Here is a 7,061-nt window from a genome sequence, read left to right as displayed (position 1 = left end):
AGCGTTCACCATGACTCGTTGATCACAACGCGTGAACCACGCCAGATCCGAAGTCCACCACTCCCCGGGACGCTATCCACCGCGACTACGCGCGCTCATTGATTCCTGGGTCCACAACCTGCGTGCCGGAGTGTTCCGTGGCGGTTGCTTCATGGCTGCGACGACGGCAGAGTACGGACGCCGGGACGGTCCGGTCGCGGACGAGGTCCGCGAGCTCAAGCGTGGCTGGTTGGTGCTCCTGGAAACCGAGCTCACCGCAGCGGGCTCACCGAGCCCCGCCCTCGACGCTTTTGCGATCGACGCATTTCTCACCGCCGGCAACACCCGTCGGGAACTGTTCGCTGACGATGGCGAGCTGGCGCGCGCCCGGGAGCTCGCGATGGGCGTCGTCGATCGATTGTCCGTGAGCGAGCGCGGATAGGCCCCGTGGCCGGAACGTCCGGCCATCATGTGCGGCCGGATCGACGGTGCGGTGCGCTCGGGCGAACGTGCCGCGGCCGAGGCGTTGGCTGCTGAAAGCGTTGTCGCAGAATGATTTTCAGCGCGTGGCTCGCCAGCGTGCTATCTCGCGGCCGACCTCGGTGGCAGCGGGGCGGCCGAAGAACCACTCCTGGCCGATCCGGTACCAGTTGTTGGTGCTCTGCAGATGCCCCAGGGTGCCGAAGGTAAGGAAGTCGGCACGCCGGGAGAAGACGTGTTCGGGCGGCAGCATCTGCTGTTTCATGCCCGCGAATTCTGTCTGGCGCGGGTCGATGGCCGAGACGACGGCGCCCGTGGCCAGCTCGGGGGTGATGGTGATGTCCTCATCGACCATGTGCCATTCGCTGGCGGCCCAGATGTACTCGAGGCAATCCTGTGCTGCCACACCGGATTCGGCGTCGATGATGCCGCGGCCCAGCATCAGCTGGTAGAGGTCGTCGGCACGGCCTTCGACAGCTGCGTGGAAGCAGTCCAGTTCGAACCCCACGTTGGCGGGGTCCATCCGGTTGTACAGCCCGAAGTCGACGAATCCGACGCGGCCATCGGCAGTCAGCATGATGTTGCCGGGGTGCGGATCACCGCAGAACTCGTGGTTGGTGAACAGCGACCCGATGTAGAACCGGTAGATCAGTTCCCCGATGTGATTGCGGTCGGCGGCGGGCAACGTCCGCATGTGCTCGAAGCCGGCGGCATCGAGGTATTCGGTGACCAGCACCCGCGGTGTACAGAACTGGGTCACGCTGTCGGGGACGACGATGAACGGGTGTCCGCGGTACTGCTCGGCTACGAGGTGCTGAGTGTCGGCCTCCCGCAGGTAATCCAATTCGCTCTCGAAACCCCTGGTTATCTCGTCGAGCATTGCGGTATTCGCCGACGGCCATACCCGCCAGAGTTTCATCAGCAGCGCGAGGTTCCGCATGTCGGCCTGGATCGCCCGGTCCACTCCGGGGTACTGGACCTTCACCGCGACGTCCCGGCCGTCGCGCAGCCGGGCTCGGTACACCTGGCCGATTGATGCTGCCGCCGTGGGGCTTTCGTCAAAATCGGAGAAGACGGCCGACAGCGGACCGAGGTCGGCTTCCATCACCTCCCGCATGGCGCTGAACGGCGCCTGGGGTGCCTGGTCGCGCAGTGCGGCAAGCTTCTGGCGGAACTGCTCGCGATGGGACTCGGGCACCAGGTCGAGTTCGATCACCGACAGCATCTGGCCGAGCTTCATCGCCGCGCCCTTCATGGAGCCCAGCACCGTCACGAGATTCTCGGCCATCTCGATGGTGGCGCGCTCGGCGAGCAATTCCTTTGCGCGTTCCGAGCGGCCCACCATCGACAGCCGGGTGCGACTGCCGCGCACAGCCTGTTTGGCGGCCAGCGCACCCAGCTTTCCGCCCCGGGCCAGCCGCCCTTCAGGCAGTCGGCGTGCCACGCTGCCCGCCGCTGAGTTGGTGTACCCGCTCGTTCACCATGTCGTCGATGCTGTCACGCAGGAGTCTCGTTCGCCCAGGATTCAGCGGCGCCGGCCAGCCGGCGCCAGGCCTCCAAGCCCGTCAGGCGGGCCAGAGCGTCGCCGTCCAGCGCCGCTGAAACCTCAAGTGTTTCAACAACAACGCCTTCCGCCGCGGCGATGTCGAGGATGTAGGTGACCCTCTCGACGTCGGGATGACCGAGTAACTCGGTGACGGCGGGCCTCGCGAGTTCAGGGTCGATCCGGTTCAGCAGCGACAGCAGCGCGGCCAGCACCTCGGGCTTCGCGGCGGCGATGGCCGCCCGGGCCATGCGCAGCGAGCGATCCGGTCCGGCCGCCCGCATGATGTCGTTCATGACCTTGGTGTCCGACACCAGGACGCCGGTCAGGATGATGCCTTCGTCGTCATCGATGGCCTTCTCGAAGGCCACGATGTGCTCGTCGGTGGCGAATTCGACGAATCGTGACGCGGTCAGGTAGTCGCCGCGCCGCAGCAGCTCCTTCGCGGCCGGGATCAGCAGCTTGGCCGGCAGTCGCGGGGCGAAGTGCGGGATCACCCGCGGATCGACGTACGGTGCGGCATCGGCGAGGTAATTGGGCTTCAGGCCCGACAGCACGCCGACGGCGCGATCGCTGTGGGCCAGGCCCACAGCGCCGCCGACACGTCCCGCAATTTCGGGAGGTACCGCCCGCTGCGCGACAGTGACCACCAAGGCGTTGGGGACCAGCGGCGCCAGCTTGCTCACCCGGGCGAAAGCTTCGGCCTGTTCGTCGAACAGTGCGTCGGAGAGGGCGCCGCGGAGCGCTTTCAGGTCGTCAGCGCCGAGGCGTGCCAGGCTGGACAGGCGTGCGGTGTCGGTCTGCAACAGATCCGCGAGGAGCGACAGTTGTGCGCGGGTCAGGATGTCGGACATCAGGCCATCACTTCCCGAACAGAATCTTGCGGGCCGCCGGCCGGATCAGCCGGGGCAGAACCTTGAGCCCATCGTCGAGCGAGCGGTCGAGGCCGTGCTGGTGGGCCACCCGTGCCTTCCTCAGCAGGGCGAGCAACAGTGCCGATTCCTCGGGCGTCAGCTTCTCCAGCACCTCCCGCGGCTCCTTGAGCTCGTCGAGCAGTGGATTGTCGGCACCGGCAGCGGCCATGTCCATCCTAAATAACTAGCACATTGGGATTTCAATGCTATCTGAATGGGCGTTCCGGAGCGAAAAAGTGCCCCTCAGCTGGTCCGTTATCTGGATAGCGATAGTATCGAGACCTGTTGCATGGACGATGCGGAGGACGCGGTGGCTGCTCGGAAGGTCCTGACTCGCGCGGAGAGCCAGGCGCAGACGCGACAGGAATTGCTGGACGCCGCGGAGAAGCTGTTCTATGCCAACGGGTACCACGCCACGTCCCTGGCAGCCATCGCGGCGGAAGCGGGCCGCACCATCGGCGCGGTGTACAGCAACTTCGAAGGCAAAGAATCGCTGTGCCTCGAGGTCATCCGCAATCGCTCCATGACCGAACTCAATCAACTGCTCGGGCCGCTCGTGGCTGCCGGTGTTTCCGCCGACGATCGCCTCGCGGCCCTCGCGAGTTGGTGGGCACGTATCGGCGCCGAACCCAACCTGGTCGTGCTCACTGCCGAGTATGTGACCAGTACCTTCCATGACTCTGCACAGCTCGCCAAGGCTCGTGAGGCGCTGGAGCGGTTCAAGGAATCGACGCGCGTGCTGCTGGAAGATGCTGTGCCCGAGGGGGTTCGGGCTGACCATCCGTTGATGGATGATGCCATCGAGATCGCTGTGGCGACCGGTGCCGGCATTGCCATGGCGCAGGCACTGGGGACCATCGATGCTGAGCGTGGCGCCGCCCTGATGGTGGCCAACTTGCGGTTGTGGTTCGACGCGTTGGCCAACGGCACGTCTGACTAGCGGAAGCGCACGTCCATGGTGGCGAGGCCGAAGATCTTCTTGCCACCCGACTTGGCCCCGATGATCACGACACCGGTGCGGGTCTGCGGGTCCAGCGACTTGACCTTGCCGCTGAACTCGATGGCGCAGCCCTCGGCTGCGGGGACGACGGCCGGCGCGGACAGTCGCACCGTGTAGCGGGTGGTGGCACCGGGGTCGCCCGTCCACGACGACGCGAATCCGGCGCCGAGGCCCATGGTGAGCATGCCGTGGGCGATCACATCGGGCAGACCCGCCAGCCGGGCAAGATTCTTGTCCCAGTGAATCGGGTTGGCGTCGCCCGCGACGCCGGCATAGTTAACCAGGTCGCCGAGCGACAGGCGCAGGTCGCCCGCGGGAAGCTCGTCGCCGACGGCCACGTCGTCGAACGACGGCGTCCCGGGCGTGCGAGCGGCATCGGTGGCGATCCGGACGTCACCCTCGGGGCGCACCGTCCGGTGGTATTGCTCGTCACCGATATCGAGGATGTTCATGTCGTGCATCATGACCTTCTGCACCTCGGCCTTGACGTCGCCGTCGATGTCCTCGGCCGTCACCCCGACGACGGTGGTGTGTAGGGTGTGGACCCGCTCGCCCTTGGTGTCGGTGAAGGTGTTGGTCACGGTGATGAAGTCGCGGCCCGCGGTCCGGCGCACCGACGTCAGCTCGACGTCGATGACGAACTCGTCACCCGCCACGATCGGGCGGTGCTGCTCGAAGACTTCCTCGGTCTGCAGGTAGGTGTCGTAACCTACGACGATCGACTCGAACATCCGGCGGTTGCATTTCATGCCAGGGGTCGAGGTGAAGGTGATGGGCGCGATGACATCCGCGTAGCCGAGTGCGTTGGCGGCAGCGACGTCCCAGTGCGCAGGGTGGTAGTCCTGCACGGCGCGCGCGTACTCGCGAAGCTTCTCCCGGCCGACCAGATAGGTGCCTTCCATCTGGTAGTGGTGGCCGATCCGCGCTTCGAGCGGCGACGCTTCTGCTGCTGTCGTCATTACTGTGCCCAACTTTTCTATCGGCATGTTCGCTGAAGCCGACCAAAGCACCCTACGCGGAGTGGCGGCGGCAACACACGTCGATCCGCGTTCTACCTGCGCCGAGCGCGCAGAAATGTGCCCAAAACCACCTCATTCAGCGGCTGCCTGTGGCTGTTCGCGGGCGAAAACAGGGCCGTGCTTGACTGGCAGCATGGCCCGCACACCTAATTTGGCCCGCCGGTTTTTCGAGCGATTCGAACCTGTGCACGCCATCACCTACTTCGCGCCCGAGGCGCGCGCCGCCGCGCAGGACCTGGGTTATGGCAGCTTCTGGAGTGGCTACTTCGTCACGCGGTCGGCGCCCCTGGGTCCGGTGCCTCCGCGCGTCGTCGAGGCGATCTTCTACAACTTCGCCTCACACCGGGTGGCCAAGTCACTGGCCGGCGTGTGGGACATCGCCACCCCGGAACAGGCGGTCGCGGCCCGGCAGGCCGGTGCTGTCGCTGCCTTGGACCGGTACGGCGTCACTGCCGACGAGAACCTGCGCATGGCCGCTGACTTGCTGGGCCGGGTCGCACGTGGCGCAGCGGTTGACGGCCGGCCGCTCTTCGCCGCCCTGTCGGCGGTGCCGTGGCCCGACGAGCCGGTGGCTGCGCTGTGGCACGCGGCCACCCTGCTGCGCGAACAACGCGGCGACGCCCATGTGGCCGCTCTCGTGGCAGCCGGCATCACCGGCCGTGAATCGAACGTATTGCACGTCGCGGCGGGCCGGACCACCAAGGAGAAGGTCGTCTCAACCCGCGATTACGACGACACGGAGTGGTCGGCGGTGACGGCGCAGCTGGCAGAACGGGGCCTGCTGGCCGCCGATGGTTCGCTGACCGCCGATGGACGAGCCCTCAAAGATGACATCGAGTACCGCACGGATGCCGCGGCCCTGCCCACGCTCGATGTGCTCAGCGACGCCGAGGTCGAGACCCTGTTCCAGGCGCTCACCCCGATCGCCCGGATGGTGGTCGCAGGCGGTGATCTACCGGCGATCACCCCGATGGCGTTGCAGCACAGCGATCTCGACAACCCCGGCGCGAACCTGGGCTAAGCAGCCAGCGCGCCGCGTTTGCGCAGCAGCGGTAGCACGCCTTCGGCGAACCAGTAGGCCTCTTCGAGATGCGGGTAGCCCGAGAGGATGAACTCGTCGAATCCGAGATCGTGGTATTCGGAGATCAGCGCCGCCACCTCTTCGTGGCTGCCGACCAGCGCGGTCCCGGCGCCGCCGCGCACCAGGCCGACGCCGGCCCAGAGGTTCGGATAAACCTCGAGGTGGTCGAGTCGTCCGCCGTGCAGCGCCGTCATGCGTCGCTGTCCCTCTGACTCAGAGTTGGCGTGTAGGGCCGTGGCTTTCGCGATCTGCTCCGGCGTCAACTCTGCGAGGAGAGAATTGGCCACCGTCCAGGCGGCTGCCGAGGTGGGGCGGGTGATGGTGTGCAGCCGGATGCCGAATCGCAGGGTGCGGCCGCGGGCCTTGGCCAGTTCGCGCACCTGCGCGATCTTGGCCGCTGCCGCCGCCGGTGGCTCTCCCCACGTCAGGTAGACGTCGACATGCTCGGCGGCGATGGGCAGCGCAGCGGGTGACGAGCCGCCGAAATACAGCTGCGGCAGCGGGTTCGGCGGCTCGGACACGCGCGCATCGGTGACGGAGTAGTGCCGGCCGCGGTAGTCCACGGGCCCACCGCGCCAGACGTCGCGCACGATCTCGAGGAACTCACCGGTGCGTTCGTAGCGCTGGTCGTGGCTGAGCCAGTCGCCGAACCGGCGCTGCTCGGCGTCGTCGCCGCCGCTGACGATGTTGAGCAGCAGACGTCCCTCAGAGAATCGCTGGAATGTCGCCGCCTGCTGCGCGGCCAGGGTGGGCGGTACCAAGCCGGGCCGGAAGGCCACCAGGAACTTGAGTCGTTCGGTCTGTTCGAGCAGGGCTGCTGAGGTCAACCAGGCGTCCTCACACCAGGTTCCGGTCGGGGTCAGCACTCCTTCGAAGCCGAGACGGTCCGCGGCCCGGGCGATCTCGCCCAGATACCGCAGGCTGGGTTTGCGGTATCCGCTGGGAATGGAGTGCTGCGACGACGCATGTGATGCGCCGACGATCGAGCGGCTGTCGCCGTTGGTGGGCAGAAACCAGAATAACTTGGCGGACAAGGTGATGGCCT

8 protein-coding genes are annotated in these 7,061 nt (G+C 66.6%); 3 read left to right on the top strand and 5 right to left on the bottom strand.

The window, feature by feature from the left end:
* Positions 1–31 precede the first annotated feature (31 nt).
* Entirely contained in the window at positions 32–421 is a 390-nt protein-coding gene (locus AC3WTE_RS26635; protein ID WP_492442389.1) for a TetR family transcriptional regulator C-terminal domain-containing protein, read from the top strand.
* Positions 422–538: 117 nt separating this feature from the next.
* Here AC3WTE_RS26635 and AC3WTE_RS26630 read toward each other — a convergent pair whose 3' ends face one another.
* The 3 genes from AC3WTE_RS26630 to AC3WTE_RS26620 are packed head-to-tail and all read right to left on the bottom strand — an operon-like array spanning position 539 to position 3,085.
* Positions 539–1,903: an ABC1 kinase family protein gene (locus AC3WTE_RS26630; protein ID WP_492442387.1), complete on the bottom strand. Its 1,365-nt coding sequence runs from the start codon at positions 1,901–1,903 to the stop codon at positions 539–541.
* A 53-nt stretch (positions 1,904–1,956) separates the two neighbouring features.
* Complete coding sequence (locus AC3WTE_RS26625; RefSeq protein ID WP_492442385.1) at positions 1,957–2,856, bottom strand: hypothetical protein; 900 nt, start codon at positions 2,854–2,856, stop codon at positions 1,957–1,959.
* 7 nt (positions 2,857–2,863) lie between these two features.
* Entirely contained in the window at positions 2,864–3,085 is a 222-nt protein-coding gene (locus AC3WTE_RS26620) for a hypothetical protein (protein ID WP_492442384.1), read from the bottom strand.
* Positions 3,086–3,130: 45 nt separating this feature from the next.
* Between AC3WTE_RS26620 and AC3WTE_RS26615 the strand changes: the two genes are divergently transcribed.
* Positions 3,131–3,856 (top strand): TetR/AcrR family transcriptional regulator, encoded by a 726-nt coding sequence (locus AC3WTE_RS26615; protein ID WP_492442382.1) that lies wholly within the window; start codon positions 3,131–3,133, stop codon positions 3,854–3,856.
* On the opposite strand, the gene AC3WTE_RS26610 is transcribed toward AC3WTE_RS26615, so the two are convergent.
* Positions 3,853–4,875: a fused (3R)-hydroxyacyl-ACP dehydratase subunits HadA/HadB gene (locus tag AC3WTE_RS26610; protein ID WP_492442380.1), complete on the bottom strand. Its 1,023-nt coding sequence runs from the start codon at positions 4,873–4,875 to the stop codon at positions 3,853–3,855. The two genes, AC3WTE_RS26615 and AC3WTE_RS26610, sit on opposite strands and share 4 nt — an antisense overlap.
* Before the next feature lie 193 nt (positions 4,876–5,068).
* On the opposite strand from AC3WTE_RS26610, the gene AC3WTE_RS26605 reads away from it, so the two are divergent.
* Positions 5,069–5,956 carry an SCO6745 family protein gene (locus tag AC3WTE_RS26605; protein ID WP_492442378.1) on the top strand — a complete coding sequence of 296 codons (888 nt, stop codon included), beginning with the start codon at positions 5,069–5,071 and terminating at the stop codon, positions 5,954–5,956.
* Here AC3WTE_RS26605 and AC3WTE_RS26600 read toward each other — a convergent pair.
* The gene (locus AC3WTE_RS26600) at positions 5,953–7,050 is read right to left on the bottom strand and encodes an LLM class flavin-dependent oxidoreductase (RefSeq protein WP_492442376.1); all 1,098 of its coding nucleotides are present in this window, start codon (positions 7,048–7,050) and stop codon (positions 5,953–5,955) included. The two genes, AC3WTE_RS26605 and AC3WTE_RS26600, sit on opposite strands and share 4 nt — an antisense overlap.
* Between the last annotated feature and the right edge of the window lie 11 nt (positions 7,051–7,061).

It is taken from the genome of Mycobacterium sp. FW102-FHT13B02 (assembly GCF_058790275.1).
This window is presented reverse-complemented; position numbering and strand designations above follow the sequence as displayed.